Raw genomic sequence first — 25,202 nt, forward strand, 5'->3', positions numbered from 1 at the left:
AGGTCCGCAGATCTTCCCGTCCAGGCCACCGCAGCCGCTCCGGACGGGAAGATCATCCAACTGGTTGTACCAGCAACTTATCGGCACATGTCCGGATACCGGCAGGCTGTCTCCCGCGCCCTGATACCTCTCGGGCCATGAACAAGATCACCCGCCGTCAGGCCTTAGGCACCTCCGCCGGCGCACTCACCGCTCTCGGCCTCACCGCCGCCGCCGCGACGGCTGCCGCCCGCACCGAGCCCGCCTCCGCCGCCGCCGTGGGCACCGCCCGCACCATCGACGAGGTCTACCAGGGCCGCCGCATCCAGATCGCTCCCGGAGCGGGCGGCCACCACGGCGGGCACCACTCCCCCGGCACGCCCTCCGTGCGGATAGACGGGCGCGAGCTGCACGTCATGCGCAACGCCGACGGCAGCTGGATCAGCGTGATCAACCACTACGAGACCTACGCCGACCCCACCTCGCTCGCCCGCGCCGCGGTCCGCGATCTCCAGGGCGCGGCCCTCGTCCCCTTCGGAGGCGCGGCATGACCGTCCGCAAGAACCAGGCCGCCCTCACCCCCGAGGAGAGGCGCGCCTTCACCGCGGCCCTGCTGGAGCTCAAGCGCACCGGCAGCTACGACCGCTTCGTCACCACCCACAACGGCTTCATCATGGCCGACACCGACTCCGGCGACCGGGTCGGGCACCGCTCCCCCTCCTTCCTGCCCTGGCACCGGCGCTTCCTGCTGGAATTCGAGGCGGCGCTGCAGAAAGTGGACGCGAGCGTCGCGCTCCCCTACTGGGACTGGACGACGGACAGAACCACCCGGGCCTCCCTCTGGGCCCCCGACTTCCTCGGCGGCACCGGCCGGGCCCGCGACGGGCAGGTCCTCGACGGGCCGTTCGCGTACGCGACGGGCAAGTGGGACATAGCCGTACGGGTGGACGGGCGCGCCTACCTGCGGCGCGCGCTCGGCGCCGGCGTGGCCCAGCTGCCGACCAAGGCCGAGGTGGATGCCGTACTCGCCATGCCGGTCTACGACATGGCCCCCTGGAACAGCTCCTCGAACGGCTTCCGCAACCACCTGGAGGGCTGGCGCGGCGCCAACCTGCACAACCGGGTGCACGTGTGGGTCGGCGGGCAGATGGGGACCGGGGTGTCTCCCAACGACCCGGTGTTCTGGATGCACCACGCCTTTGTCGACAAGCTGTGGGCCGACTGGCAGACACGGCATCCGCAGTCCACGTACCTGCCCGGCGCGGGTACCCCGAACGTCGTGGACCTGCACGACACGATGCGGCCGTGGAACGACGTGACCCCGGCGGACATGCTGGACCACCGGAAGTTCTACACCTTCGACACCGAGCCGACCGCGGCCTCCGCGAGCCAGCGGTAGTGCAGTTCGGGGCGGCCGACCTGGCCGTACCGGGGGGTCCGGTCGGCACGTCCGGTGTCCACCAGGTGTTCCAGGTAGCGTCGGGCGGTGATCCGGGAGGTCCCGGCCGCCTCGGCCGTCCCGGCCGCGGTCAGGCCCTCGGGAGCCGCCCGCAGCAGGGCGGCGACCCGGTCCAGGGTCGGCGCGCTCAGCCCCTTGGGCAGCTCCGCGGGGCGGGGCGCCCGTAGCGCGGCCATCGCCCGGTCCACGTCGTCCTGCCCGGCCGCCTCGCCCGCCGCCGCGCGGAACTCGGCGTAGCGCAGCAGGCGTTCGCGCAGGGTCGGGAAGGCGAAGGGCTTCAGCACGTACTGGACCACGCCGAGGGAGACGCTCTCGCGGACCACGGCCAGGTCCCGCGCCGAGGTCACCACGATCACGTCCACGGGGTGTGCGGCGGCCCGCAGCCCGCGCGCGAAACGCAGCCCGTGCCCGTCGGGCAGGCCCAGGTCGAGCAGCAGCAGGTCCACCGGGGTCCGCTCCAGGGCGCGCGTGGCCTCGGCGAGCGAGTGGACGACGGCGACGGCGGTGAAGCCGGGCACCCGGCCGATGTACAGCGCGTGCGCGGCGGCGGCCACGGGGTCGTCCTCGACGACCAGCACCCGCACCTCGGGCGGGTCCGCCCGGTCGGCCCCGCGGACCGTACGCGCAGGGCCCGTCCCGCCCGTGGTGCTCATGCGCGGACCTCCCGAGCCAGCGGCAGTCGTACGGTGAACTCGGCTCCCCCGCCCGGCACCCCCGCGGCCTCCGCGCTGCCCCCGTGACGCTGGGCCACCTGCCGGACCAGAGCGAGGCCGAGGCCCCGCCCTTCCCCCTTTCCCGACCAGCCGCGCCGGAACACATCGGCCGCGGCCCCCTCGGGCAGCCCGGGGCCGTTGTCGGCGACGCGCAGCAGCAGCTCGTCGCCGTCGGGCCGGACGGTGACCGCGATCCGGCCGCCCGGGACGCCGGTGAGCGCGTCGACGGCGTTGTCGACGAGGTTGCCGAGCACGGTGACGAGGTCCCGGGCGGGCGGGATGCCGGGGCCGCCGTCGATGGCGCTGCTGTCCGGGGTGACGACCAGCTCGACCCCCCGCTCGTGCGCCTGGGCGGCCTTGCCGAGCAGGAGCGCCACCAGCACCGGCTCGCCCACGGCGGCGATCACCTCGTCGGTGAGGGCCTGGGCGAGTTCCAGTTCGGCCGTGGCGAAGTCCACCGCCTCCTGGGCCCGGCCGAGCTCGATGAGGGAAACCATGGTGTGCAGCCGGTTGGCCGCCTCGTGGGCCTGGGAGCGCAGGGCCTCGGTGAAGCCCCGCTCGTGGTCCAACTCGCCGGTGAGGACCTGGAGTTCGGTGTGGTCACGCAGGGTGATCACGGTGCCGCGGCGGCCGCCGCCCGCGACGGGCGAACTGCTGACGACGAGCACCCGGTCCGCGGTCAGGTGCACCTCGTCGGTCCGGGGCCGGTCGGCGAGCAGGGCTCCGGTGAGCGGCGCGGGCAGTCCCAGGTCGGCGACCGGGGTGCCGGTCATCTCGCCCTGGAGGCCCAGCAGTTCCCGTCCGGCGTCGTTGATCAGGGTGATCCTGCGCTGTCCGTCGAGCATCAGCAGCCCTTCGCGGACGCCGTGCAGGGCCGCCTGGTGGTAGTCGTACATCCGGCTGAGCTCGGCGGCGTTCATGCCGTGGGTGTGCCGGCGCAGCCGCGCGTTGACGATGTACGTGCCCAGGCCGCCGAGGGCGAGGGCGCCGGCCGCGACCCAGGCGAGGGCGGAGAGCTGCGCGGCCAGGCGGGCGCTGATCGCGCGGACGGTGATGCCGGCGCTGACCATGCCGACCACCTCGCCCCCGTCGGTGAGCGGGGTGACCACGCGGATCGAGGGGCCGAGGGTGCCGGTGTAGGTCTCGCTGAAGGTTTCGCCGCGCAGCGCGGGTGCGGTGTTGCCCAGGAAGCGCTCGCCGATCCGGCGCGGGTCGGGGTGGGTCCAGCGCCGTCCTGCCGGGTCCATGATCGTGACGAAGTCCACCCCCGAGTCCACGCGCACCTGCTCCGCGTACGGCTGGAGCGCGAGCGAGGGGTCGGTGCCGCGTACGGCCTCGCGTACGGCCTCCCGGACCGACGGGGAGTCGGCGACCGCGCGGGCCACGGCCCTGGCCTGGCGCCGGGCGGCGTCCTCGGCCTGGCCGCGCGCGGTGGCGTACGCGAAGACGGCGCAGCCCGCGACGACCAGGGCGACCAGCAGCACCTGCATGGCGAAGAGCTGGCCGGCGAGGCTACGGGGCGGCCGGGGCAAACGGAACATGGCGCTCAGTGTGCACCCGGCCGTGAACTCAATGAACGCAAGGGTGACCGGGGTCACAGCCTCGGGCGATGGTCCTCCCGGGACGTTTTCACCACCAGGAGGCACCGTGTCCGCGAGGCGCGACAGAACGCACTATCTCTACATCGCGGTGATCGCCGCAGTGGTCCTCGGCATCGCCGTGGGCTTCGCCGCCCCCGGCGTGGCCGTGGAGCTCAAGCCGCTGGGCACGGGCTTCGTCAACCTCATCAAGATGATGATCTCGCCGGTGATCTTCTGCACGATCGTGCTGGGCATCGGCTCGGTCCGCAAGGCCGCCAAGGTAGGGGCCGTGGGCGGACTCGCCCTCGGCTACTTCATGGTCATGTCCACGGTGGCACTGGCGATCGGCCTGCTGGTCGGCAACCTGCTGGAGCCGGGCAGCGGCCTGCACCTGACCGAGGCCGCCCGCAGCGCGGGCGAGGCGCAGGCCAAGGCGGGCGGGGCCGAGAGCACCCCGGAGTTCCTGCTCGGGATCATCCCGACCACCCTGGTGTCCGCCTTCACCGGGGGCGAGGTGCTCCAGACACTGCTGGTGGCGCTGCTGTGCGGGTTCGCGCTCCAAGCCATGGGAACGGCCGGCGAGCCGCTGCTGCGCGGGATCGGGCACGTGCAGAAGCTGGTGTTCCGGGTGCTCGCGATGATCATGTGGGTGGCGCCCGTGGGCGCGTTCGGGGCGATCGCGGCAGTGGTCGGGGCGACCGGCCTCGACGCGCTGAAATCCCTCGCCGTCATCATGATCGGCTTCTACACGACCTGTCTGCTGTTCGTGTTCGTGGTCCTGGGCACGCTGCTGCGGGTGTGTACGGGGGTCAGCGTGTTCGCACTGCTGCGCTACCTGGGCCGCGAGTTCCTGCTGATCCTGTCCACCTCCTCGTCGGAGTCGGCGCTGCCGCGGCTGATCGCGAAGATGGAGCACCTGGGCGTCTCGCGCCCGGTCACCGGCATCACGGTGCCCACGGGCTACTCCTTCAACCTGGACGGGACCGCGATCTACCTGACGATGTCCTCGCTGTTCGTGGCGGAGGCCATGGGCAAGCCGCTCGCTCTGGGCGAGCAGATCTCACTGCTGCTCTTCATGATCATCGCTTCGAAGGGCGCCGCCGGGGTGACCGGCGCCGGACTTGCCACCCTCGCCGGAGGCCTCCAGTCCCACCGCCCGGAACTGGTGGACGGCGTCGGTCTGATCGTGGGCATCGACCGGTTCATGAGCGAGGCCCGCGCCCTGACGAACTTCGCGGGCAACGCGGTCGCGACGGTGCTCATCGGGACGTGGACGAAGGAGTTCGACCACGACCGGGCCACCGAAGTCCTCGCGGGACGCCTGCCGTTCGACGAGACGACGCTGGTCGACGACGGCCACGGCGGCGAGCCCGCCGGCGGACACGCCCCGGGCGGCGCCGCGGACAGGAGCGAGACCCTGCCGCTCCAGCCGGACGGCGACAAGGACGGCGTACGGGTGTAAGGGGCCTCCGGCGCCGATCCGCCGGACACCCCCGATCCGGAACGCCCGCACGGGCCGGCCGGGCAGGGCTCGCCCCCACGGTGCCCAGCCCGGCCGGACCCGGCACACACCCGCACAACTAACCCATACTCGGTGCCCGGCCACCGATAAACGAACCCCCGTGTTGTAAAAGGTACTTCCGCACCAGGCGTTGTGTCTGACATCTTGCGTCCACCACTCGTTTCGTACGGCCCGGTAGGTGCGACCCACCGGGTCACCGGAGGACGCATTGATACCCCACATATCCAGCCGACCTCGACGTACCCTGGTGCTGGCCGCCGCACTCGGCGCCGCACTGACTTTCGGGGCTCCCGCCGCGCTCGCCGGCACCGCCCCGGTCTCCCCCTCCGCTCCCGCCCCGGCTCCCGCCGCCCAGGCCGCGGCGCCGACTTCCCAGAGTGCGACCTGGGTTGCCGGCACCCGCGCCTACCTCGTGATCAGCGCTCCCGGTGACAGCTCGGCGGTGCGCTCCGCCGTCGCCGCCAACGGCGGCACGGTCTTCGCGAACTACGACGCGATCGGCGTGATCGTCGCCCACTCGGCGTCCGGCTCCTTCGCCGCCACCATGCGCGGCGTGGGCGGCGTCCAGCAGGTCGGCGCCACCCGTACCTCGGACGTCCCGGCGGATGCCTACAACCCCGCGCTGCCCGCCAACCCGGCGCAGTCGACGACGCCTTCGGGCGAGCCGGTCCGCGTCGACATGACTCAGATCAAGGCCGACCAGGCCTGGGCGGTCACCACCGGCTCCGCCACCGTCAAGGTGGGCATCCTGGACACCGGCGTGGACGACCAGCACCAGGACCTCGCGCCGAACTTCAACGCCCAGGACTCCGCGTCCTGTGCGTACGGCAAGGCGGACACCCGCGCCGGCTCCTGGCGGGACGTGGGCACCCACGGCACGCACGTGGCCGGCACCGTCGCGGCCGCCAAGAACGGCAAGGGCGTCATCGGCGTGGCCCCGGGCGTGAAGATCTCCTCGGTCCGCATCGCGGAGCCCGGCTCCTCGCTCTTCTTCGCCGAGAACACCGTCTGCGGCTTCATGTGGGCCGGTGACCACGGCTTCAAGGTCACCAACAACAGTTATTACACGGACCCGTGGCAGTTCAACTGCCCGGACAACGCCGACCAGGCCGCGATCATCGAGGGCGTCAAGCGCGCCCAGGAGTACGCGGAGGGCAAGGGCTCGCTCCAGGTCGCGGCTGCCGGCAACTCCAACCTCGACCTGGCCAACAAGACGACCGACACCGAGAGCCCGAACGACTCGACCCCGGTCACCCGCACCATCACCAACGCCTGCCTGGACATCCCGACCGAGCTCCCGGGCGTGGTCACGGTCTCGGCGATGGGCACCACGGCCAAGGCCTCGTACTCCAACTACGGCCTCAACGTCGTCGACATCACCGCCCCCGGCGGCGACGCCACCGGCATCTACAGCACCCTGCCGGGCGGCAAGTACGGCAGCATGAGCGGTACGTCCATGGCCTCTCCGCACGTGGCCGGTGTGGCCGCGCTGCTGGCGAGCACCAACCCGGGCATCACCCCGGCGCAGCTGCGCGACAAGCTGGCCACCCAGGCCAACGACGTCGCCTGCCCGTCGGACAGCCGCTGCAAGGGCACCACCGCCAAGAACGGCTTCTTCGGCGAGGGCCAGACCGACGCCCTCAAGGCCGTCGGCGCCACCCCGCCTCCCGGCAAGTACTTCGAGAACCTCGGTGACTTCGCCATCGGCGACAACACCACCGTGGAGAGCCCCCTCACCGTCAGCGGGGTGACCGGCAACGCCCCGGCCACCCTCAAGGTGGGCGTGAACATCGTGCACACCTACACCGGTGACCTGAAGGTGGACCTCCTGGCCCCCGACGGCACCGTCTACACCGTGCACAACAGGGCCGGCGGCAGCGCCGACAACATCAACCAGGTCTTCACCGTCAACGCCTCCTCCGAGGTCGCGAACGGCACCTGGAAGCTCCGCGTGAACGACAACGCGGGCGGCGACACCGGCAAGATCGACTCCTGGAACCTGACCTTCTAGCAGGTCCGGCACCAACGGCAGGGCCATCGGGGAGGACCTCTCCCCGGTGGCCCTGTGCCGTCAGCGGGTCCGCAGTACGCAGTCCCCGCAGAGGCCGCCGCCGGGCACCTTGTAGTAGAGGCAGCAGCTGCGCCGTACGAAGGCCACCCCGAGCCCCGGTTCGTGGACGAAGGTGCCGGTGCCGGCCAGGGCGCCGCCCTCGGCCAGCAGGGCTGCCGCCAGGGCCACGGCCGTGTCCCCCTCGACCCTGTCGATCAGCACCCGCAGGGATCCGACCAGCCCCGACGCGGCATTGCCCCGCAGCACCTTCGGCGACACCCCGAACCTCTCCCGCAGGCCCGCGTCGAGCACGGCCAGGTTCCCCAGCACGTTCTCGCCGAGCCGCTCGGCCGCGAGGTCCACGGGGTCGGGCAGCCAGAGCTCCAGCGAGCCCGCGGCGGGCAGCCGCCACCAGACCCGGTCGGCGGACAGGTCCGGCACCCGCCCGCCCAGCGCGGCGCAGCCCAGCCCCAGCGACCACAGCCGGGAGGCGATCCCGAGCTGCGCGGTGGAGGCGGCCACGCGCCCCGGGCCGGTGCCGAGCCGCCGCCCCACCTCGGCGACGTACGGCTCCAGCTGCTCCCCGTAGAGCGAGGCCAGTGGCCGGAAACCGGGGCCGGGCGGCTCCTTTCCGCAGGGCGCGGTGAAGAAGGGGCCGACAGCGGCCAGTTGCCGCAGCACGTCGGCCGTCACGAAGTCCATGGCCGCATGATCTCAGGTGCCGGCCGACGGGCAACGGGCGACGGCCGGCCCCGTGGCGACGCCGCACGGTCAGAGTCCGGCGAGGAAGCCCAGCAGCGCCCGGTTGAAGGCCTCCGGCTGCTCCACCCCCGGCAGGTGACCGGCCCGCTCGATGACGGCGAGGACCGAGTGCGGCATCAGCGCGTGCAGGGCCTCCGCCTCGACGACCGGGGTGTAGACGTCGTCCGCGCCGACCAGCACCAGGCAGGGCTCGGTGGCCCCGGCGAGCACCGGCCGGTAGTCGGGGCGCTCGGCGCGGCCGCGCAGCGCGGCGGCGGCGCCCTCGGGGTCGGTGGCCCGCATCATGGCGCCGACGCGGGCCGCGGCCTCCGGCATCCCGCTCACGTTGTAGGGCGCCAGCATCTTGTCGATGACCTCTTCGGCGTACGGCGCCATGCCCTCGGCGAGCAGCCGCTCGGCAAGCTCGCGGCGGAATTGCTTCCCGTCCTCACTCTCCGGAACGGGGGAGGTGTCCGAGAGTACGAGGGCCCGTACCAGACCCGGGTGGCGCAGCCTCGTCTCCATTGCGATCTGCCCGCCCATGGACACTCCGCCGACGACAGCTTGTTCGATTCCCAGGCGGCCGAGGAGAGCGGCGAGATCGTCCGCGAGGTCGGCCAGCAGCACCACTCCCGGCCGCACCGGGCTTTCCCCGTATCCCCGCAGGTCAGGGGCGATCACACGGTAGCCGGCAGCCGTCAGGGCGGCCGTCTGGGGGGCCCACATCGTGCGGTTGAACGGATGTCCGTGGATCAGGATTACGGGTGCCCCGTCGCGGGGACCGAAGTCGTCGAAAATCAGTGGCGCGTCATTGCCAAATTGGGGGTTCATGAGAGGACTCTAAGGAGCTACATTGAGCCACTCGCGTTCACCTGACCGCCTGTTGCCTTTCACTCGTGTTTTGCACGGGGGGCGACGTCAGAAACGCAGACTGTGCAACCACCCCACCGCCCAGAAGGACCGAAGGCTCCGTGCCCGTACCCGTACTCCTCGCCGGCCGCACCGTGCGGCTTGAGCCCCTCGCCCCCCACCACACCGAGGCCCTGGCCGTGGCCGGGGCCGAGGATCGTACGACTTACGCCTTCACTCCCGTACCCCACGGCGTGCAGGCGTCCCACGAGTACATCGACCGTGCCCTCGCCGATCAGGCGGCGGGTCGAACGGTCCCGTTCGCGGTGGTCAGAGCCACCGACGGCCGGGTCGTCGGTTCGACCCGGTTCCTGGAGCTCGACTACTGGCAGGGGCCGCTGGTGTGGCCCGCCGTGCCGGGGGTCCCGTTCGGCGATCCGGCGACGGCGATCCCCGATGCCGCCGAGATCGGCAACACCTGGCTGTCCCCGAGCGCCCAGGGCACCGGCATCAACACCGAGGCGAAGCTGCTCATGCTCCGCCATGCCTTCGAAACCTGGGGGGTGCGGCGCATCTCGCTGCGCGCCGACGCCCGCAACGGACGGTCCCGGGCCGCGATGGAACGACTGGGCTTCACCAGCGAGGGGGTCCGCCGGGCCCATTCGCGAGGGCTGGACGGCGCGGTCCGCAGCACCGCCTTCTACTCGGTCCTCGACGAGGAGTGGCCGGCCGTACGGTCGATCATCGAGCTGAGGCTGTCGGCCGGCGCGCAGCGCAAGCGGCGCCGACGGACCCTGATCCCCGCCTAGTTCCCGGTCTGCCGGCCGGGCGTAACGGTACTTCTCCCGCGGCCCCCGTTCCGGTCGTCCTCCACCGAGGACGGCCGGGCGGGGGCCGCTGCCGTGCAGCGGCAACGGTCTCCCCTAGGGCACCCCAAGAAAAGGAAAAATGGGGAACCCTGGCATCCTTTCGTTCATCCTTCGAACGGAAGGATCACGCACTCAGACCACCCGCCCCATCGGGGCAGCACCAGCCGGAGAGCCACCGCACATGTCGTACGCACCCGACGGGCAGCAGTACCAGCCGCCGTACCGGCCGGAAGGACAGCCGCCGCAGCCGCCCTACGGCGAGCGCCCGTACGGGCAGCAGCCGTACGGGCCCCAGGACGGGCGGCAGCAGCCCCACGGGGTGCCCCAGCCGCCGTACGGGCAGGAGACCCCGTACCAGTACCGGGAGGAGCAGCCCGAGCCCGCGCGCCCGCGCAGGTCCCGGGTCCGCCGCTGGGTGGTCGCGGGGGGCACCGTCCTCGCGCTCGCGGGTGTCGCCGCGCTCGTGATGAACCACTTCGAGATACCGCCCTTCACCGACAAGGGCGCGGCGGTCTCCTTCGGGAAGCCGGCCCCCGGCGGTGACGGCAAGCCGGATGGCGCCGCGCAGCAGTCGTCGAGCTCCAAGATGCTGATGCCCACGGGCCCGGCGGCCGAGTTCAAGAACTCGATGACCCTGCCCGACGGCACGCACGTAGCGGTCACCACGCTGGACGGCAAGAAGTCGGGCTTCAAGGGCAAGGTGTGGGTCTGGGCGCCCAAGGAGTACAACGACCCCAAGTTCGCGAAGAGCGGCTTCCCGGTCATGATCGCCCTGCCGGGCGGTGCCGGCTACCCGAGCAACTACTGGATGGGCACCGACCTGGGCCTCCAGACCAGCATCAGCAAGTGGTACGCCGAGGGCAAGAGCAAGCCCTTCATCCTGGTCATGCCGGTGCTCAACCCAGGGCCGGACGACAAGGGGATCTACTGGGACGGCTCCGACATACCCGGCCAGCCCAAGATGGGCACGTGGCTGACCGAGGACGTCCCGGACCTGGTGAAGGCGAACTTCCGCACTGTCAAGTCCCGTGACGGCTGGGCCTTCATGGGCTCCTCCACCGGCGGGTTCGCGGGTCTGAAGGCGGTGCTCAAGCACCCGGACAAGTTCAAGGCCGTGATCGCCTCCGGCCCGGACATCGTCCCGGACTCCTCCCTGTGGAAGGGCCACGACAAGGAGAAGGCCGAGAACAACCCGGAGGTCCTGGCGAAGCAGCTCATCGACCGCAAGGGCCCGGACGTGTACCTGGCCTTCCAGGTCGGGGACAGCGAGAACAACAAGAAGACCCTGCCGGACGTGCAGAAGTTCATCGCCACCTTCGGCAACAAGGGGCCCGTCCACACCGACCTGAGGGTGATCAAGGGCGGTCAGCACAACGCCAAGACCTACGTCCCGAGCATGGGCGAGGGGCCGATCCAGTTCATCAGCAAGGTCATGGAAGGACCCGTCGAGTAGCGGACGAGGCTTCCGCCTCCCCCTTGAGCTCCGGCCCGCCGAACACCTTCGGCGGGCCGTTGCCGTTCCAGGACGCCCAGCCCGGGTCGCCGGTCACGGCGAAGGCCACCCAGGCCGCGTGCATCTCCTCGGCCAGCGCCTGCGGGGCGTCCGGCCCCGCCAGCCACGCGCTCTCCGGGACGTCGAGCGTGTCGAAGACGAAGCCCAGCTCCAGGGCGTGGCAGGCCCCGAGCCCCGGGATCCCGGAGGGCCAGCCGAACTCGTAGACGAAGCTCGGCGCGGCCCGTCGCGCTCCGGCGAGCAGCCGCAGCGGGTCGCGCAGCAGCCGGTCGGCGAGCAGGTTCCCGGCGAGCTCGGCCGGGCCCGCACCGGGCAGGCCCGCGCGCAGTGCCCGTACGGCGGCGCGGTCCTTGCCGCCGCGCAGGCGGGCGAGGGTCACGGCAAGCGGGCCCAGCCGGTCCAGCAGCCGCATGGCGCCCGTGGGGGCGAGCCAGAGCCGGTGCTCCTGGGTGGTCCAGCCCAGCAGCAGCGGCACGCCGCCCGAGGCCGCCGGGCCGCCCGCGCCCGCCAGGGCTTCGAGGGGGTCGCGGGGGACCGTTTCCGGGTCGGTGACCAGGCCGAAGGCGGCCGTGCCGAGCAGCGGGCCGGAGCGGCGGAGCACGGCTGCCTGGGCGGCGAGCAGGGCGGGCAGGCCGGTGGCTATGAAGGCCTCGGCGGTGGCCTCCACCTTGAGCAGCGAGGCCATCCGGCGGACGATCGTGCGGACCCGGTCCCGGGGCAGCACCTCGGGTGCCCCGCTCTGCAGGACGGCCTGGGCGAAGAGCCCGGCCGCGCGCGGGGCGGCGAGGAGGGAGCCGATGCTGATGGCTCCGGCGGACTCGCCGAAGACGGTGACGCGCGACGGGTCGCCGCCGAAGGCCCCGATGTTGTCCCGGACCCATTCCAGAGCGGCGATCTGGTCCAGCAGGCCGCGGTTGGCCGGCGCGTCGGGGAAGAGCCCGTACCCGAGCACTCCGAGGCGGTAGTTGAAGGAGACGAGCACGACCCCGTCGCGGGCGAAGGCCGAGCCGTCGTAGACGGGCACGGCCGAGGAGCCGCGGGTGAGCGCCCCGCCGTGGATCCACACCATGACGGGCAGCCGGGCTCCGGGCGCCGGATCGGGGGTCCACACGTTGACGTTCAGGCAGTCGTCCCCGGGGATCTCCGGGTCGGAGAGCAGGGACGCGAAGGGCTCCGGGTAAGGGACCTTGGGCGCGGTGGGCCCGTAGCTCCCCGCGTCGCGTACGCCGTCCCAGGCGGCCGGGGGCGCCGGCGCGGCGAAGCGGAGCGCGCCGACGGGCGGGGCGGCGTACGGGATGCCCCGGAACACGGCGGTCCCGTCGGCCCCGGTCCGTCCCTCGACCACGCCGGACCCGGTCCTGACCCGGGGGCGGCCGCCGCCCGCTGCGCTCATCTGTGTCCTCCTGGATCCGGCACGGGCACCTGCGCCGTGCGCGCACGGTCGCACAGCCGTCCAACGGGTGACAAGGCGCGGCCGTGCCCGGGCCGGGCAAGGCCGGGCGGGACGGGCAGGTGATCCGCCCGTCCACCACACCGTACGCATCCTCCTCCGGACCGGCTCGGCGCCTGTCCGACCGCCCCTCGGAGGGGCCGTACTCGGCTGTCCGTGCGATGTGCTGTCACCAGGTAGGCGCACGGGCCGTGACCCCTGGGCCATCGCTGCGTTGTATGCCATGTCAAATGCCGCAGATTCTGTGGCGCCCCATACCTTTCGAGGAGATCTTGATGTCGCGTATCGCGAAGGCATTCGCCATCACCGCTGTCGCCGGTACCGCCGTGGCCGCCGGTGCGGGTCTGGCCGTCGCCGATGCCGGAGCGCACGGTGCGGCGGTCGGCTCCCCCGGTGTCCTGTCGGGCAACCTGCTCCAGGTTCCGGTCCACGTCCCGGTCAACGTCTGCGGCAACACCGTCAACGTGATCGCTCTGCTGAACCCGGCGTTCGGCAACACCTGTGTCAACGCCTCGGGCGGCGACAAGCACCACACCGACGAGCACCACACCGAGGGCTACGGCCACTGATCGCATGACCGGCTGACCGGTTGAAGGGCCCCCGCCACCGGCGGGGGCCCTTTCCCGTGCCACGTGCCACGTGCCACGTGCGATGGGCCATCGGGCGGATGACGGGTCATTCGTAGCGGTAGAAGCCCCGGTGGCCGAGCATCTCGCGCGGGGTGATGTCCCACGGGGGCATCGGTTCGTCCAGGGCGATCACACGGCCGCGCTGGAGGTCCCCGTACGGGAGCGGGGCGCCCGGCAGATAGCCGGAGGCGGGGTGCTTCTGCTGCCAGCGGTCCCAGACCAGGTCCACGAAGGCGTGGTGCAGCCAGAACGCCGGGTCGTTGGGCGCCGCGCCGCCCGTCATGTGGCCGCCGATCCACTGGTGCACCTTGTTGTGGTTGCGCCAGCGCTCGCTCTTGGGGGCGGCCCAGCCCTCCAGCTTGTTGCGGAAACCGCCGGCGGTGGCGGTGGAGTCCCAGGGCGAGGTGTCGTAGACGGGGTCGTCGATCGCCCACTGGAGTTCGGCCGGGGTGGGCAGCTTGATCGGATTCTGCGGCCGTCCCAGGTTGCGGGTGAGGAAGCGGGACTCCGTGAGGCCCACCGTGACGGTCCAGTTGCCCTTCTCGTAGGCGAAGGGACCGGTCATGACCTGCCGGTCGGAGGCGCGTCCGGTGCCGCCGAGGAAGTCGTCGGCCCAGAGCGAGGAGACGGGGCTGGTGTCGGTGGTCCAGTCCCAATAGGGGATCGAGACACCCGGGTCCACCCTCTGGAGATGCCGCTCGAAGTCCAGCAGGTAGCACCGGTGCCAGGGGAAGAACGACGGGGACATGTGCCCGACGCGGAGCTTCCGGTCGCGGTCGGGCACGAAGTACTTGTCGTGCGTCTGCACGAACCGGTCGTACGTGCCGTCGCGCTTGAGCTCCAGCAAGGCCGCCGTGAAGCGCTTCTTCTGGACGCTGGTCAGGTTCTTCTGGTTCTGCCGGGTGTACAACGCGGGGCTCCTAGGGGGTGTCTTGCCGGTCAGGCCGGATCAGCCCGGGGCGTCTGGTGCCGTGGATCGCAAGGCCGAGGAGGGAGTCGACGCGGAGCGTCGGCGACCGACGAGAACGCCGCGAGGCGCGGCGCCGGACGCCCCGGGCCCGGCCTGACCGGCAAGACACCCCCTAGCCGTGGTGCGGGGCGGCCGTCGCCAGCTGGGCGGTGCCCAGTTCGTCGACGGCGGCGCGGGCCAGTTCGAGCCGCGTGGGATAGGACTGGAAATGGTTGATCCCGCTGAGGAAACTGCCGTCGGCCCGGCGCATGACGTGCAGCGGGCGGCCGTCGATACGGACGCCGGCCTGGTCGACGGCGATGTGCCGGCCCCGGTACGTCTCCTCGGCGAGCGGGGCCGGGGTGAGCGTCTGCCGGGGGCGCCGCGCGCGCAGTACGGGTGCCAGGGCGGCGGCCGTACCGGCGAGCACGGCCGCGGTGAAGGCCGAACGCAGCACCGTGCGGCGGGTCAGTGGTGCGGCGGGTGCGGCGTACATACGGTCTCCCTCGCTCGGTGGCCGGCGGCTACGGGTCTAACGCCGAGCGGCGGGCGAGGTCACCCTTGCGGGTGCTTGTAGAAGAGCGTGGTGGGTCGCAGGCGGCCGGCCGGATCGGTGGCGTAGTCGGGGATGGTGCCGACCTCCGTCCAGCCCGCGCGGAGGTAGACGTTCTCGGCGCCGCTGCCGGTCTCGGTGTCCAGGAACAGCAGCACCACCCCGGCACGGGCGGCGGCCGCCTCGGCCTCGGCGAGCAGGGCCCGCGCGGTGCCCCGGCCGCGGGCGGCCGGGTGGACCATGAGCTTGCGCAGCTCGGCGCGGTGGCGGCCGTTGGGCTTGGACTCCCGGTACCAGCTGACGGTGCCGTCGATTCGGCCGTCGCCGCCGGTGCGGGAGACCCACAGCACGAGGGAGCCCTCCTCGACGGCCGGCAGCAGGGAGTCCCACCAGGCGGCGGCGCCTTCGTGGTCGAGTCCGGCGAGGAAGCCGAGCGAGGAGCCGGCCTCGACGACGGCGATCAGGAGGGCGGCGAGTTCCTCGCGGTGGGCGCGCAGTCCGGCGGCGTCGAGCGGGGTGATAAGGGCCGTCATGCGGCGAGCATAGGGATCAGCCTGGGACGCGTCGCAGGTGGGGCAGGTGCAGGTCGCGGAAGACCGCGGCCATGCGCAGCGCGAAGACGAGGCCCGCGGAGACGGAGATGGCGAGCGTGTCCGAGGCCCCGGCCCAGTGGAGTCCGAGGTAGGCGGCCGCGCCGGCGAGTGCGGCGGTCGCGTACGCCTCCTCGCGGAGCAGCAGCGGCGGGAACTCGCCGCAGAGCACGTCGCGGACCACCTCACCGGTGACGCCGGTCAGGACGGCGAGGATCAGCACGGCCACGGGCGTGACCTGGGCGTCGATGGCCGCGCGGGCCCCGATGACGGTGGCGACGGCGAGGCCGAGGGCGTCGACGACCTTCAGGGTGCGCTGCGGGAGCTCCCGGCGGCGCAGGGGGCGGAAGGGCAACCCGTAGAGGCTGCCCCACCCCACCCCGGCCCCGCATCGGCCGTTCGGCCGGTTCGCCTGCGGCGGGCTCGCCGACGACCCCACCGGCCTCGGCCCGCCGGACCGGCCCAACAGGCCCTGCGCACCCGGCCTACGCACCTGGCCTACGCACCCGGCTTGCCCACCGGGTCGGGCTCCGGCCGTACAGCCGACGGGTCGGGCCCGGACCGACGGCGGACGGGGCACGTCCGCTGGGGCCGGGCGCCCCTACGTCCCGGCGTCCCAACGCCTCGGCGCCCCTACGTCCCGGCCCCCCGGCGTCCCTACGTCCCTACGTCCCGGCGTCCCGGCGTCCCGGCACCTTGCGGTCAGCTGGCGCTCATCCCGCGCTCAGGCCAGCGGCCGGACTCCTCGCGCATGGCGTTGATCTTCCGCGACGCCTTCAGGAACAAGTGGTCGACGCGGCCGTCGTCGGGCACCGCCGTGCGCGACCCCGCGACGGCCATGGCCAGCCGGCGCGTGAAGGCGTCCGGGTCGCCCCCGAAGGCGTAGGTGACCCGCTCCGCGTCCTCGGAGACCTTCCGGAAGTAGACCAGTACGGCCACTGCCACTCGCTTTCGGTTCAGGGGGTTCAGGGCTTACGGCGCCGGGAGTTCCGCGAAGTCCGCCACCAGGCCGCGATGGTGGCCCGCCGTGCCCAGGGCCAGGGAGTCGGCCTTGGCCCGCTTGAGGTAGAGGTGGGCGGGGTGTTCCCAGGTCATGCCGATCCCGCCGTGGAGTTGTACGCATTCCTCGGCGGCCCGGACGGCGACCCCGGAGCAGTATGCCTGGGCGACCGCGATGGTGAGCGGCGCGTCCGCGGCTCCCGTCGCCAGGGCGTCGGCGGCGGCGCGGGCCGCCGCGCGGGCGGAGGCCACGTCGAGCCAGAGCCGGGCGAGGCGGTGCTTGAGGGCCTGGAAGGAGCCGACGGGCCGGTTGAACTGGTGCCGGGTCCGCACGTGGGCGACCGTCTCCGCCAGGCACCACTCCGCCAGGCCGAGCTGTTCCGAGGCCAGGAGTCCGGCTCCGGCGAGCAGGGCGCCCGCGACGGCGGCCCGCGCGACGCCCGGGTCGGCCAGCCGGGTGCCCGCAGCCCCGTCGAGGGTGACGGTGGCGACCGGCCGGGTGAGGTCCAGGGAGACCGGCTCGGTCAGCGCGGCCTCGGCCGCCGGGACGGCGTACAGCCCGGTGTCGGCGAGCACCAGCAGGACGTCGGCGGCCACCGCGTCGGCGACGGAGCTGACGGCGCCGGTCAGGGTCCCGCCGCCGGTGTCCCGTACGCCGGCCGGCAGGGGGGCGCCGGGGGCCAGGGTCAGCGGGAGGGCGGGTACGCACACCTGCCGGCCGGAGGCCACCTCCCTGAGCAGCGCCGTCAGCTCGGGCGAGGACGGTTCGCACCCGAGCAGGATCTCCGTGGCGAGGACCCCGCTGGTCAGGTAGGGCACCGGGGCGACGGCCCGGCCCAGCTCCTCCAGGACCACGGCCGCCTCGCGGTGGCCGGCGCCCTGGCCGCCCAGCTTCTCGGGCACCAGCAGGCCGGCCGCCCCGATCCCGGCGGCGAGGGTCTGCCACACCGCCGGGTCGTGCGGGCGTCCGCTCTCGGCGCGCGCGAGGACGCTCGCGGCGTCGCAGCGGTCGGCGAGCAGGGCCCGCACGGCGGCGCGCAGTTCCTCCTCGGTCTCGGAGTAGAGCAGGTCGTACGGGGTGCTCGGGCTGGTCATCGGGCCAGGTCCTTCCAGGCGAGGTCCTTGTCGTCGCGCGGCTCGGAGGGCAGGCCCAGGACGCGTTCGGCGACGATGTTGAGGAGGATTTCGCTGGTGCCGCCCTCGATGCTGTTGCCCTTGGCGCGCAGGTAGCGGTAGCCGGCGTCGCGGCCGGTGAAGTCGACCAGTTCGGGGCGGCGCATGGTCCAGTCCTCGTACAACAGGCCTTCTTCGCCGAGGAGTTCCACCTCCAGTCCGCTGATCTCCTGGTTGAGGCGGGCGAAGGTGAGCTTCATGCCCGACCCCTCGGGGCCGGGGGCGCCGGCGGCGAGCTGCTGGCGCAGCCTTTCACCGGTCAGACGCGCGACCTCGGCCTCGACCCACAGTTCGAGCAGGCGCTGGTGGAGGGCGTGGGTGCGCAGGGCGGGGCGCTCGCGCCAGGCGGCGGCGACCGGCGCGATCATGCCGCCCTCGCGCGGGATGCGCATGCCGCCGATCGAGACGCGCTCGTTCATCAGGGTGGTACGGGCGACCGCCCAGCCCTGGCCCACGGTGCCGAGGCGGTGGCCGTCGGGCACGCGTACGCCGGTGAGGAAGACCTCGTTGAACTCGGCCTCGCCGGTGATCTGGCGCAGCGGGCGGACCTCGACGCCGGGGGCGTGCATGTCGCAGAGGAAGTAGGTGATGCCCTGGTGCTTGGGCAGGCCCGGTTCGGTGCGGGCGATGAGGATGCCCCAGCGGGCGGTGTGGGCGCTGGAGGTCCACACCTTCTGGCCGTCCACCACCCACTCGTGCGAGGACTCGTCGAGGACGGCCCGGGTGCCGAGGGCGGCGAGGTCGGATCCGGCGCCGGGTTCGCTGAACAGCTGGCACCAGACCTCCTCCCCCACCCACAGGGGGCGCAGGAAGCGGCGCTTCTGCTCCTCGGTGCCGTACGCGAGGATGGTGGGCGCGGCCATGCCGAGGCCGATGCCGATCCGGCGCGGGTCGTTGTCGGGGGCTCCGGCGGCTTCCAGTGCGGCGTCGACGACGACCTGGAGGGAGCGGGGGGCGCCGAGTCCGCCGAGGCCCTGGGGGTAGTGGACCCAGGCGAGTCCGGCGTCGAAGCGGGCGCGCAGGAAGTCCTCGCGGGGGGTGTTCGCGGGCGGGTGCGCGGCGAGCAGGTCCTGTACGCGGGTGCGCAGTTCCTCGGCGGTGACGCTCGCGCCGGACGCAGCGGGCGTGCCGGGAGTACCGGGTGTGCCGGTCATCGGGAGCCTCCGTCCAGGGACGGTACGACGACCAGGCGGCCGGTGGTGGTCCCGTCGGCGAGGCGCTGCACGGCGTCGGCCGCGGCGGCGAGCGGGACGCGTTCGCTGACGAGGGGCTTGATGACGCCCTCGGCGGCGAGCCGGGTCAGTTCGGTGTGGCAGGCGAGGATCGCGGCGGGGTCCTTGGCCGCGTACAGCCCCCAGTGCAGGCCGAGGACGGCGTAGTTCTTCACCAGCGCGTGGTTGAGGGCGGGGGCGGGGATGGTGCCGCTGGCGAAGCCGACGACGACGATCCGGCCCTCGAAGGCCACGCATTTCGCGGAGGCGGTGTAGGCGTCGCCGCCGACCGGGTCGTAGACGACGTCGGCGCCGCGCCCGCCGGTGAACTCCTTGACCCGGGCGACGAGGTCCTCGGCCGTGCGGTCGATCACGAGGTCGCAGCCGAGTTCCTCGGCGGTGCGCACCTTGGCCTTTCCGCCGACGACCCCGATGACGGTGGCTCCGGCGGCCTTGCCGAGCTGGACGGCTGCGCTGCCGACCCCGCCGGCGGCGGCGTGCACGAGGAGGGTCTCGCCGGGCTGGAGGCGGGCGCGGCGGTGGAGGCCGAACCATCCGGTCTGGTAGCCGATGTGCAGGGCTGCGGCCTCGGCATCGTCGAGGGCCTCCGGAGCGGGCAGCAGGGCGCGGGCGGGTGCGGTGACGTACTCGGCGAAACCGCCGTGCGGCAGGCTCGGGTTGGCGATGACGCGGCGGCCGTCCTCGGTCTCCCCGCAGATCTCCACCCCGGGGGTGAAGGGCAGCGGGGGCCGGATCTGGTACTGCCCGCGCACCAGCAGCGCGTCGGGGAAGTTGACGTTGGCGGCGAGTACCTTGAGCCTCACCTCGCCCTCGCCGGGCACCGGTTCGGGAAGCTCCTCGAGGCGCATGGCCTCAAGGGGTTCGCCGGGGGTATGTACGCGCCAAGCCTGCATCCGGGGCCTCCAGCCGCCGTCGAGGAACCACACTCCGCGCGCATACTAAGCGGTCGCTTGCCCCCTTGGGAACCAGTCGTACCGGGACGGGCACCGGACGGGCCGGGGAGCCGGCACCGGACGGCCAGGAGCAGGGCGCTCGCGCCCGGAAGAAACATGCGTCATTCCGGTCACTTCCGTCCCTCATGGGGCAGCATGTGTCGTGCACGTGTCATGACTCAACGGGGAACAGCACCTGTCCAGGGGGGACCACCACATGAGAAGAACCATGTCCGCGGCCGGCGCCGCCATCGCCTTGACCGGCCTGATCACGGCGGCGGGCCCGGCCACGGCCGCCCCGGCGAACTGCACGCCGAGGATCCAGGTGCTGGGGCACCTGACGCCCGACGCGTACTACCCGGACACCCGGCCCGCCCAGGGCGTCCTGGACCTCGGCGCGGGCAACCTCTCCGTCGGCGTCTCGGGCTTCAAGCCCGTCTACTGGACCGGCACCAGGCTCCACCGGGTCCCGCTGCCCGACGCCACCCGGACCGGTGAGGTGCTCGCCGTCAACAGGAACGGTCTGATGGTCGGGCGCCTGGTCGGCGACGGCGGCTACCTGTTCACCTACCGGGCGGGCGACGCCGCGGTCACTCCGCTGCCGGGGAGCGACTGGTCGGACGAGGAGGCCGACGTCAACGACGCCGGCCACGTCGTCGCCCGCAGCTCCTCCTGGGTGGGCACCGTCTGGAAGGACGGGCAGAAGGTCCGCGAGCTGCCGGTGCCGGCCGGGTCCGACCCCGGGACCCGCATCAAGATGGTCACCGCCATCAACGCCCGGGGCGACATCCTGGGCCAGGCGAAGCAGGACTACGAGGTGCCCGAGACCGGCGAGCACCGCGAGGGCACCTATCCGGTGCTGTGGCCGGCCGACGGCGGCCCCGCCAAGGCCCTGGTGCCCACCAGCGGCAACAGCAGCTTCGCGGAGAGCTACGTCCAGGACCTCGACGAGAGCGGCCGGATCGTCGGGTACGACTGGCTCGGGCCCTGGCACGAGTACAAGCCGTGGGTCTGGGCTCCCCCGCACACCGGGCCCGGCACCTCTCCCGGCATGCTGAACACGCACCCGTACGGCACCTTCGAGGCGATCAGCCCGACGACCGGCGTGAGCGTCGGGACCGCCAAGTTCCACCCGGAGTCCCAGACGCTGCCGGACCAGGCCCAGCTGTGGAGCGGCGCCGGTCCGGTCCTCGCCCTGCCCCGGCTCGCGGCGGGCGGGGCCAGCACGGCCGAGGCGGTGTCGGACGACGGCCGGGTCGGCGGGTCGGCCGTGAACGCGAACGGTAAGCACAGGCCGGTGATCTGGACCTGCGCGACCAAGCAGGCGTACCTGCCGCAGCCGTAGGGGGGTTCGCGCCGATCACCGGGCACGGTGAGCCGGGCGGCGCGGTGAGCCGGACGCTGTGAGCCGGTCGCCCGGGACGGTGAGCCGGTCACGGGCATGGCGATCTGGGCGCCCGCACGCTATCGATGGGCGCATGGAGAACCCTCCGCGCGGTCTGCCCGCGCCGCCGCCGCCCGGCGCCGCCGCCCTGCCTCCCGGCTCGTACGCGGGGCAGGTGGTCCTCGTGACCGGCGGCGGCACCGGGCTGGGCAAGGCCATCGCCGCCGAGTTCGCCCGGCTCGGCGCCGATGTCGTGATCGCGAGCCGCCGCTCCGAGCAGCTGGAGGCGGCGCGCGAGGAGCTGGCGGCCGTCCCCGGCGCGGGCCGGGTGGCGGCGGCCGTCTGCGACATCAGGGACCCCGAGCGGGTCGCGGAGGTCTTCGACGCGGCCGAGGCGGCGCTGGGCCTGCCGGACGTCCTGGTCAACAACGCGGCCGCCAACTTCCCCTGCCCGGCCGAAGACCTGTCGCCCAACGCCTGGCGGGCGGTGGTGGACATCACCCTGACCGGCACCTGGTTCATGACCCGCGAGTTCGGCCGCCGCCACCTCGCCGCGGGCACTCCCGGGTCGATCGTGAACATCGGCGCCTCGTACGCCTGGACGGGCGGGCCCGGCTTCGCCCACAGCGCGGCGGCCAAGGCCGGGGTGAAGAGCCTGGTGGAGACGCTCGCCGTGGAGTGGGGCCCGTACGGCATCCAGATCAACGGGCTCGTCCCCGGGCTGTTCCCGCACGCCGACATGACCGAGGACATCCGGGGTGGCCTGGAGCGCGCCGCACCCGGCGCCCGGGACTCCCGGCAGCCCGCCCTGCGGGTCGGCGCGCCGCACGAACTGGGCTGGGCCGCCACCTTCCTGGCCTCGCCGTACGCCCGCTTCGTGACCGGGCACACCCTGGTGGTCGACGGGGCGAACTGGCAGCGGCGGACGGTGGTCAGCCCGGAAGTCGTCCCGGTGCGCGAGCAGTTGGGGCGCGGCCCGTTCGGTTCCTGAGCGCGAGCGGGAACCCTGCTCCCGGCCGGGGCCGGGGCCGGGGCCGGGCCTGCGGTCAGGCTCCGTTGAAGTGCGGCGGGCGGCGGGCCGCCTTCGCGCCGTAGCCCTCGCGGCAGTCGTCCGAGGTGAGGGTGAGGGCGGCGGTCATCGCGACACGGTCGAGGGCCGCGGGGAGGGCCGCGTCGGCGTAGGCGTCGACGGCGCGCTTGATGCCCTGGACGGCGAGCGGGGCGTTCGCGGCGATCTCCGCCGCCAGCTGCCGGGCGGTGGACTCCAGCTCCGGTCCCGGGACGACCAGTTGGACCAGGTGCAGCCGCTCGGCCGTCGCCGCGTCGATCCGGCGGCCCGTCAGGGCCAGGTACTTGGCCCAGCCCGCGCCCGCCTCGCGGGCGATGCGCAGGTCTCCGCCCGCGTCCACGGCCACGCCCAGCCGGGCCTCCGGCAGGGCGAAGACGGCGTCCTCGGCGGCCACCCGGACGTCCGCCATCAGGGCCAGTTCGAAGCCGAAGCCGAGGCAGTACCCCTGGACGGCCGCGACCACCGGCTGCGGGAGCCGGGCGAGGACCGCGAAGCGCTCGTGGACCCATCGGAGGCCCTCGTAGTAGTTGCGGGTGCGCTCGGCGGCGGATCCGCCCGTGACGGCGCCGCCGGGGGCGTTCACGTCGATGCCCGCGCAGAAGGCCCGACCCTCGGCCCTCAGCAGGACCACCCGTACGGCGGGGTCGAAGCGGATCCGGTCCGCCAGCAGGCCCAGCTGGCGGGTGGACTCCCAGCTCCAGCCGTTGAGCCGGTCCGGTCGGCACAGGGTGAGGACCGCGACGCCGTCCGCGACCTCCAGCCGGATGCGCTCCTCACCCTCCGCGATGTCCGTGGTGATGGTGTCGATCACCGAGTCCCCCCACCCCCGCGGTCTCTGACGGATCGTCAGCTTAGGGGTGGCCGGGTCAGCGGGGGAAGACCTCGAACGGGACCGCCGGGCGGCCGCCGAACCGGGGCGCGGTCTGCTGGGCGTAGCCGGTGAGGAAGGTGCGGACGTACTCCTCGGGGTCCTGGTCCGTCAGGACGTCGATGTACGCCTTGTGCTCCAGCAGGGACTTCACCGACCGCTCCAGGCCGGGACCGGCGTCGGCCGCGTGCGTCGGCGTGATGGAACCGGACACCGCGACCCAGCGCACCCCGTCCCACGGCTCCAGGCCCTGCTCCGAGATGAGCTCGGGGAAGATCCACCGGTTGCCCGCGTCGCCCGCCGCGTCCAGGGTGGCCCGGCCGACGGCCTTGTGGTCGGGCGTGTTCCAGGCTCCGCCGCCGTTCGCCCCGCCCCACGTGTCCCGGTGGTTGAGGGTGATGACGAGCTCGGGGCGGTGCCGGCGGATGGCAGCGGCGATGTCGCGGCGCAGGTCGAGGCCGTACTCGACGACCCCGTCGCGGTAGTCGAGGAACTCCACCTCGGACACGCCGACGACGGCCGCGCTCGCGCGCTGCTCCGCCTCGCGCAGCGTGGCGCATTCGGCCGGGGCGATGCTGTCGATGCCCGCCTCCCCGCGCGTGGCGAGGAGGTAGACGACCTCACGGCCGCCGTCCGTCCAGTCGGCGATCGCGGCCGCGCAGCCGTATTCGAGGTCGTCGGGGTGCGCCACCACGGCGAGGGCGCGCTGCCAGTCGGTGGGCATGGGCTCCAAGGGAGCGGGCTGGTCAAGGTGTTCGGTCATGATCCGCACAATAGGCGAACGGACCGTCACGGACAGGTGGTGGCCCCGCCGGACCCCACCGGGCGCCGCCGGTACCCGCTTCGCGCCGTCCCGTACGGCTTCCCCCGGGCGGACGGGACCGGCCGGCCCCGGGGAACGCCTCACCCGCACCTTCGTGGAGCCCGCCCGACGCGGTCCCCCGTAGGGCGTGCCGTCAGAACTCCACGACCGAGCGGAGCACCTCGCCCCGTTCCATCCGGGCGAACGCGGCCTCGACCCCGTCGAGGGGGATGGTCTCGGAGACGAATGCGTCCAGGTCGAGACGGCCCTGCAGGTAGAGGTCGATGAGGAGCGGGAAGTCCCGCTCGGGCAGGCAGTCCCCGTACCAGGAGGACTTCAGGGCGCCGCCGCGGCCGAAGACGTCGAGGAGCGGCAGTTCGAGCTTCATCTCCGGCGTGGGCACCCCGACCAGGACCACGGTCCCGGCGAGGTCGCGCGCGTAGAACGCCTGGCGGTAGGTCTCGGGGCGGCCCACCGCGTCGATGACCACGTCCGCGCCGTTGCCGTCGGTGAGCGCCTGGACGGCCTTGACCACGTCCTCCGTACGGCCGTTGACGGTGTGCGTGGCGCCCAGGCCGCGGGCCCATTCCAGCTTCCGGTCGTCCAGGTCCACCGCGATGATCTTCGAGGCGCCCGCCAGCCGGGCTCCCGCCACGGCCGCGTTGCCCACTCCCCCGCAGCCGATGACGGCTACGGAGTCGCCCCGGCCGACGTTGCCGGTGTTCAGGGCCGCGCCGAGGCCGGCCATCACCCCGCAGCCGAGGAGTCCGGCGGCGCCGGGGGCGGCGGCCGGGTCCACCTTGGTGCACTGGCCGGCCGCGACCAGGGTCTTCTCGGCGAAGGCGCCGATGCCCAGCGCCGGGGAGAGCTTGGTGCCGTCCTCCAGGGTCATGGACTGGGTGGCGTTGTGCGTGGCGAAGCAGTACCAGGGGCGTCCCCGCTTGCAGGCCCGGCAGGTGCCGCACACCGCCCGCCAGTTGAGGACGACGAAGTCACCGGGGGCCACGGAGGTGACGTCCGGGCCGACCGATTCCACGATCCCTGCGGCTTCGTGGCCGAGCAGGAAGGGGAACTCGTCGTTGATCCCGCCCTCGCGGTAGTGCAGGTCGGTGTGGCAGACCCCGCAGGCCTGGACCCGTACCAGCGCCTCGCCGGGTCCCGGGTCGGGCACGAGGATCGTCGTCGTCTCCACCGGTGCACCCTTGCTCCGGGCAATGACCCCTCGTACGCGATGCGTCACGTCCTACCCCGCTCTCGTTGACTGTCGTCTGAACCTACACGGGCCACGGGGCGTACG

At 73.1% G+C, this 25,202-nt stretch carries 25 protein-coding genes; 9 read left to right on the forward strand and 16 right to left on the reverse strand.

Translation table 11 applies throughout. The annotated features are described in order from the left end of the window. Positions 1-137 precede the first annotated feature (137 nt). Both OG447_RS23000 and OG447_RS23005 read left to right on the forward strand, forming a co-directional pair. Positions 138-530 carry a tyrosinase cofactor gene (locus OG447_RS23000; protein ID WP_266939057.1) on the forward strand — a complete coding sequence of 131 codons (393 nt, stop codon included), beginning with the start codon at positions 138-140 and terminating at the stop codon, positions 528-530. Beyond that, positions 527-1,378, forward strand: coding sequence for a tyrosinase family protein (locus OG447_RS23005; RefSeq protein ID WP_266939058.1), 852 nt, complete (start codon positions 527-529; stop codon positions 1,376-1,378). The genes OG447_RS23000 and OG447_RS23005 overlap by 4 nt, the downstream gene beginning before the upstream one ends. On the opposite strand, the gene OG447_RS23010 is transcribed toward OG447_RS23005, so the two are convergent. After that, entirely contained in the window at positions 1,330-2,091 is a 762-nt protein-coding gene (locus tag OG447_RS23010) for a response regulator (protein ID WP_266939059.1), read from the reverse strand. The genes OG447_RS23005 and OG447_RS23010 overlap by 49 nt on opposite strands. Beyond that, a complete protein-coding gene (locus tag OG447_RS23015) occupies positions 2,088-3,692 on the reverse strand; it encodes a sensor histidine kinase (RefSeq protein WP_266939060.1) in 1,605 nt (534 codons plus the stop codon). The genes OG447_RS23010 and OG447_RS23015 overlap by 4 nt, the downstream gene beginning before the upstream one ends. A 106-nt stretch (positions 3,693-3,798) precedes the next feature. Here OG447_RS23015 and OG447_RS23020 point away from each other — a divergent pair, with 106 nt between their 5' ends. Both OG447_RS23020 and OG447_RS23025 read left to right on the forward strand, forming a co-directional pair. Beyond that, positions 3,799-5,193: a cation:dicarboxylase symporter family transporter gene (locus tag OG447_RS23020; RefSeq protein ID WP_266939061.1), complete on the forward strand. Its 1,395-nt coding sequence runs from the start codon at positions 3,799-3,801 to the stop codon at positions 5,191-5,193. Between the two features lie 307 nt (positions 5,194-5,500). Then, entirely contained in the window at positions 5,501-7,264 is a 1,764-nt protein-coding gene (locus OG447_RS23025) for a S8 family serine peptidase (RefSeq protein ID WP_266939062.1), read from the forward strand. A 60-nt stretch (positions 7,265-7,324) separates the two neighbouring features. On the opposite strand, the gene OG447_RS23030 is transcribed toward OG447_RS23025, so the two are convergent. Continuing rightward, entirely contained in the window at positions 7,325-8,005 is a 681-nt protein-coding gene (locus OG447_RS23030) for a (2Fe-2S)-binding protein (RefSeq protein ID WP_266939063.1), read from the reverse strand. Positions 8,006-8,074: 69 nt separating this feature from the next. Then, on the reverse strand, positions 8,075-8,875 hold the full coding sequence (locus tag OG447_RS23035; RefSeq protein ID WP_266939064.1) for an alpha/beta fold hydrolase: 801 nt from the start codon (positions 8,873-8,875) through the stop codon (positions 8,075-8,077). A gap of 140 nt (positions 8,876-9,015) precedes the next feature. Between OG447_RS23035 and OG447_RS23040 the strand changes: the two genes are divergently transcribed. After that, a complete protein-coding gene (locus tag OG447_RS23040; RefSeq protein ID WP_266939065.1) occupies positions 9,016-9,702 on the forward strand; it encodes a GNAT family N-acetyltransferase in 687 nt (228 codons plus the stop codon). A gap of 241 nt (positions 9,703-9,943) precedes the next feature. Further along, on the forward strand, positions 9,944-11,215 hold the full coding sequence (locus OG447_RS23045) for an alpha/beta hydrolase-fold protein (protein WP_323181844.1): 1,272 nt from the start codon (positions 9,944-9,946) through the stop codon (positions 11,213-11,215). Here the strand turns inward: OG447_RS23045 and OG447_RS23050 are convergent. Continuing rightward, positions 11,193-12,668 (reverse strand): carboxylesterase/lipase family protein, encoded by a 1,476-nt coding sequence (locus OG447_RS23050; RefSeq protein ID WP_266939066.1) that lies wholly within the window; start codon positions 12,666-12,668, stop codon positions 11,193-11,195. The genes OG447_RS23045 and OG447_RS23050 overlap by 23 nt on opposite strands. A gap of 332 nt (positions 12,669-13,000) precedes the next feature. Between OG447_RS23050 and OG447_RS23055 the strand changes: the two genes are divergently transcribed. After that, on the forward strand, positions 13,001-13,294 hold the full coding sequence (locus OG447_RS23055) for a chaplin (RefSeq protein ID WP_266939067.1): 294 nt from the start codon (positions 13,001-13,003) through the stop codon (positions 13,292-13,294). Positions 13,295-13,400: 106 nt separating this feature from the next. Here OG447_RS23055 and OG447_RS23060 read toward each other — a convergent pair whose 3' ends face one another. The 8 genes from OG447_RS23060 to OG447_RS23095 all read right to left on the reverse strand — a co-directional run bounded on the left by OG447_RS23060 (position 13,401) and on the right by OG447_RS23095 (position 19,743). Next, entirely contained in the window at positions 13,401-14,264 is an 864-nt protein-coding gene (locus OG447_RS23060; RefSeq protein WP_266939068.1) for a tyrosinase family protein, read from the reverse strand. Positions 14,265-14,436: 172 nt separating this feature from the next. Continuing rightward, positions 14,437-14,799 (reverse strand): tyrosinase family oxidase copper chaperone, encoded by a 363-nt coding sequence (locus OG447_RS23065; protein WP_266939069.1) that lies wholly within the window; start codon positions 14,797-14,799, stop codon positions 14,437-14,439. Positions 14,800-14,858: 59 nt separating this feature from the next. Then, the gene (locus OG447_RS23070; protein WP_266939070.1) at positions 14,859-15,389 is read right to left on the reverse strand and encodes a GNAT family N-acetyltransferase; all 531 of its coding nucleotides are present in this window, start codon (positions 15,387-15,389) and stop codon (positions 14,859-14,861) included. 16 nt (positions 15,390-15,405) lie between these two features. After that, the gene (locus tag OG447_RS23075) at positions 15,406-15,801 is read right to left on the reverse strand and encodes a TRIC cation channel family protein (protein ID WP_266939072.1); all 396 of its coding nucleotides are present in this window, start codon (positions 15,799-15,801) and stop codon (positions 15,406-15,408) included. Positions 15,802-16,148: 347 nt separating this feature from the next. Next, positions 16,149-16,391 carry a hypothetical protein gene (locus tag OG447_RS23080; RefSeq protein WP_266939073.1) on the reverse strand — a complete coding sequence of 81 codons (243 nt, stop codon included), beginning with the start codon at positions 16,389-16,391 and terminating at the stop codon, positions 16,149-16,151. Positions 16,392-16,418: 27 nt separating this feature from the next. Next, complete coding sequence (locus OG447_RS23085; RefSeq protein ID WP_266939074.1) at positions 16,419-17,540, reverse strand: acyl-CoA dehydrogenase family protein; 1,122 nt, start codon at positions 17,538-17,540, stop codon at positions 16,419-16,421. Next, a complete protein-coding gene (locus tag OG447_RS23090) occupies positions 17,537-18,772 on the reverse strand; it encodes an acyl-CoA dehydrogenase family protein (RefSeq protein WP_266939075.1) in 1,236 nt (411 codons plus the stop codon). Before OG447_RS23090 ends, OG447_RS23085 begins: the two co-directional genes overlap by 4 nt. After that, a complete protein-coding gene (locus OG447_RS23095; protein ID WP_266940106.1) occupies positions 18,769-19,743 on the reverse strand; it encodes an NADPH:quinone oxidoreductase family protein in 975 nt (324 codons plus the stop codon). The genes OG447_RS23090 and OG447_RS23095 overlap by 4 nt, the downstream gene beginning before the upstream one ends. A gap of 256 nt (positions 19,744-19,999) precedes the next feature. On the opposite strand from OG447_RS23095, the gene OG447_RS23100 reads away from it, so the two are divergent. Next, positions 20,000-21,127, forward strand: a complete 1,128-nt coding sequence (locus tag OG447_RS23100; RefSeq protein WP_266939076.1) for a hypothetical protein — start codon at positions 20,000-20,002, stop codon at positions 21,125-21,127. Positions 21,128-21,260: 133 nt separating this feature from the next. Next, complete coding sequence (locus tag OG447_RS23105) at positions 21,261-22,157, forward strand: SDR family oxidoreductase (RefSeq protein ID WP_266939077.1); 897 nt, start codon at positions 21,261-21,263, stop codon at positions 22,155-22,157. 55 nt (positions 22,158-22,212) lie between these two features. Here OG447_RS23105 and OG447_RS23110 read toward each other — a convergent pair whose 3' ends face one another. The 3 genes from OG447_RS23110 to OG447_RS23120 all read right to left on the reverse strand — a co-directional run bounded on the left by OG447_RS23110 (position 22,213) and on the right by OG447_RS23120 (position 25,145). Further along, positions 22,213-23,046 (reverse strand): enoyl-CoA hydratase/isomerase family protein, encoded by an 834-nt coding sequence (locus OG447_RS23110; protein WP_266939078.1) that lies wholly within the window; start codon positions 23,044-23,046, stop codon positions 22,213-22,215. Positions 23,047-23,101: 55 nt separating this feature from the next. Continuing rightward, positions 23,102-23,866, reverse strand: coding sequence for a PIG-L deacetylase family protein (locus OG447_RS23115; protein WP_266939079.1), 765 nt, complete (start codon positions 23,864-23,866; stop codon positions 23,102-23,104). Positions 23,867-24,059: 193 nt separating this feature from the next. Next, positions 24,060-25,145: an S-(hydroxymethyl)mycothiol dehydrogenase gene (locus OG447_RS23120; protein WP_266939080.1), complete on the reverse strand. Its 1,086-nt coding sequence runs from the start codon at positions 25,143-25,145 to the stop codon at positions 24,060-24,062. Between the last annotated feature and the right edge of the window lie 57 nt (positions 25,146-25,202).

Source organism: Streptomyces sp. NBC_01408 (assembly GCF_026340255.1).
In the GTDB taxonomy this organism is placed as follows: domain Bacteria; phylum Actinomycetota; class Actinomycetes; order Streptomycetales; family Streptomycetaceae; genus Streptomyces.

Excerpts from the sequence above, each read along its gene's own strand:
- OG447_RS23050 (WP_266939066.1), bottom strand. The coding sequence starts at position 12,668 with ATGAGCGCAGCGGGCGGCGGCCGCCCCCGGGTCAGGACCGGGTCCGGC.
- OG447_RS23015 (WP_266939060.1), bottom strand. The coding sequence starts at position 3,692 with ATGTTCCGTTTGCCCCGGCCGCCCCGTAGCCTCGCCGGCCAGCTCTTC.
- OG447_RS23005 (WP_266939058.1), top strand. The coding sequence starts at position 527 with ATGACCGTCCGCAAGAACCAGGCCGCCCTCACCCCCGAGGAGAGGCGC.
- OG447_RS23000 (WP_266939057.1), top strand. The coding sequence starts at position 138 with ATGAACAAGATCACCCGCCGTCAGGCCTTAGGCACCTCCGCCGGCGCA.
- OG447_RS23065 (WP_266939069.1), bottom strand. The coding sequence starts at position 14,799 with ATGTACGCCGCACCCGCCGCACCACTGACCCGCCGCACGGTGCTGCGT.
- OG447_RS23055 (WP_266939067.1), top strand. The coding sequence starts at position 13,001 with ATGTCGCGTATCGCGAAGGCATTCGCCATCACCGCTGTCGCCGGTACC.
- OG447_RS23085 (WP_266939074.1), bottom strand. The coding sequence starts at position 17,540 with ATGACCAGCCCGAGCACCCCGTACGACCTGCTCTACTCCGAGACCGAG.
- OG447_RS23030 (WP_266939063.1), bottom strand. The coding sequence starts at position 8,005 with ATGGACTTCGTGACGGCCGACGTGCTGCGGCAACTGGCCGCTGTCGGC.
- OG447_RS23090 (WP_266939075.1), bottom strand. The coding sequence starts at position 18,772 with ATGACCGGCACACCCGGTACTCCCGGCACGCCCGCTGCGTCCGGCGCG.
- OG447_RS23115 (WP_266939079.1), bottom strand. The coding sequence starts at position 23,866 with ATGACCGAACACCTTGACCAGCCCGCTCCCTTGGAGCCCATGCCCACC.
- OG447_RS23095 (WP_266940106.1), bottom strand. The coding sequence starts at position 19,743 with ATGCAGGCTTGGCGCGTACATACCCCCGGCGAACCCCTTGAGGCCATG.
- OG447_RS23045 (WP_323181844.1), top strand. The coding sequence starts at position 9,944 with ATGTCGTACGCACCCGACGGGCAGCAGTACCAGCCGCCGTACCGGCCG.
- OG447_RS23035 (WP_266939064.1), bottom strand. The coding sequence starts at position 8,875 with ATGAACCCCCAATTTGGCAATGACGCGCCACTGATTTTCGACGACTTC.
- OG447_RS23105 (WP_266939077.1), top strand. The coding sequence starts at position 21,261 with ATGGAGAACCCTCCGCGCGGTCTGCCCGCGCCGCCGCCGCCCGGCGCC.
- OG447_RS23010 (WP_266939059.1), bottom strand. The coding sequence starts at position 2,091 with ATGAGCACCACGGGCGGGACGGGCCCTGCGCGTACGGTCCGCGGGGCC.
- OG447_RS23100 (WP_266939076.1), top strand. The coding sequence starts at position 20,000 with ATGAGAAGAACCATGTCCGCGGCCGGCGCCGCCATCGCCTTGACCGGC.
- OG447_RS23070 (WP_266939070.1), bottom strand. The coding sequence starts at position 15,389 with ATGACGGCCCTTATCACCCCGCTCGACGCCGCCGGACTGCGCGCCCAC.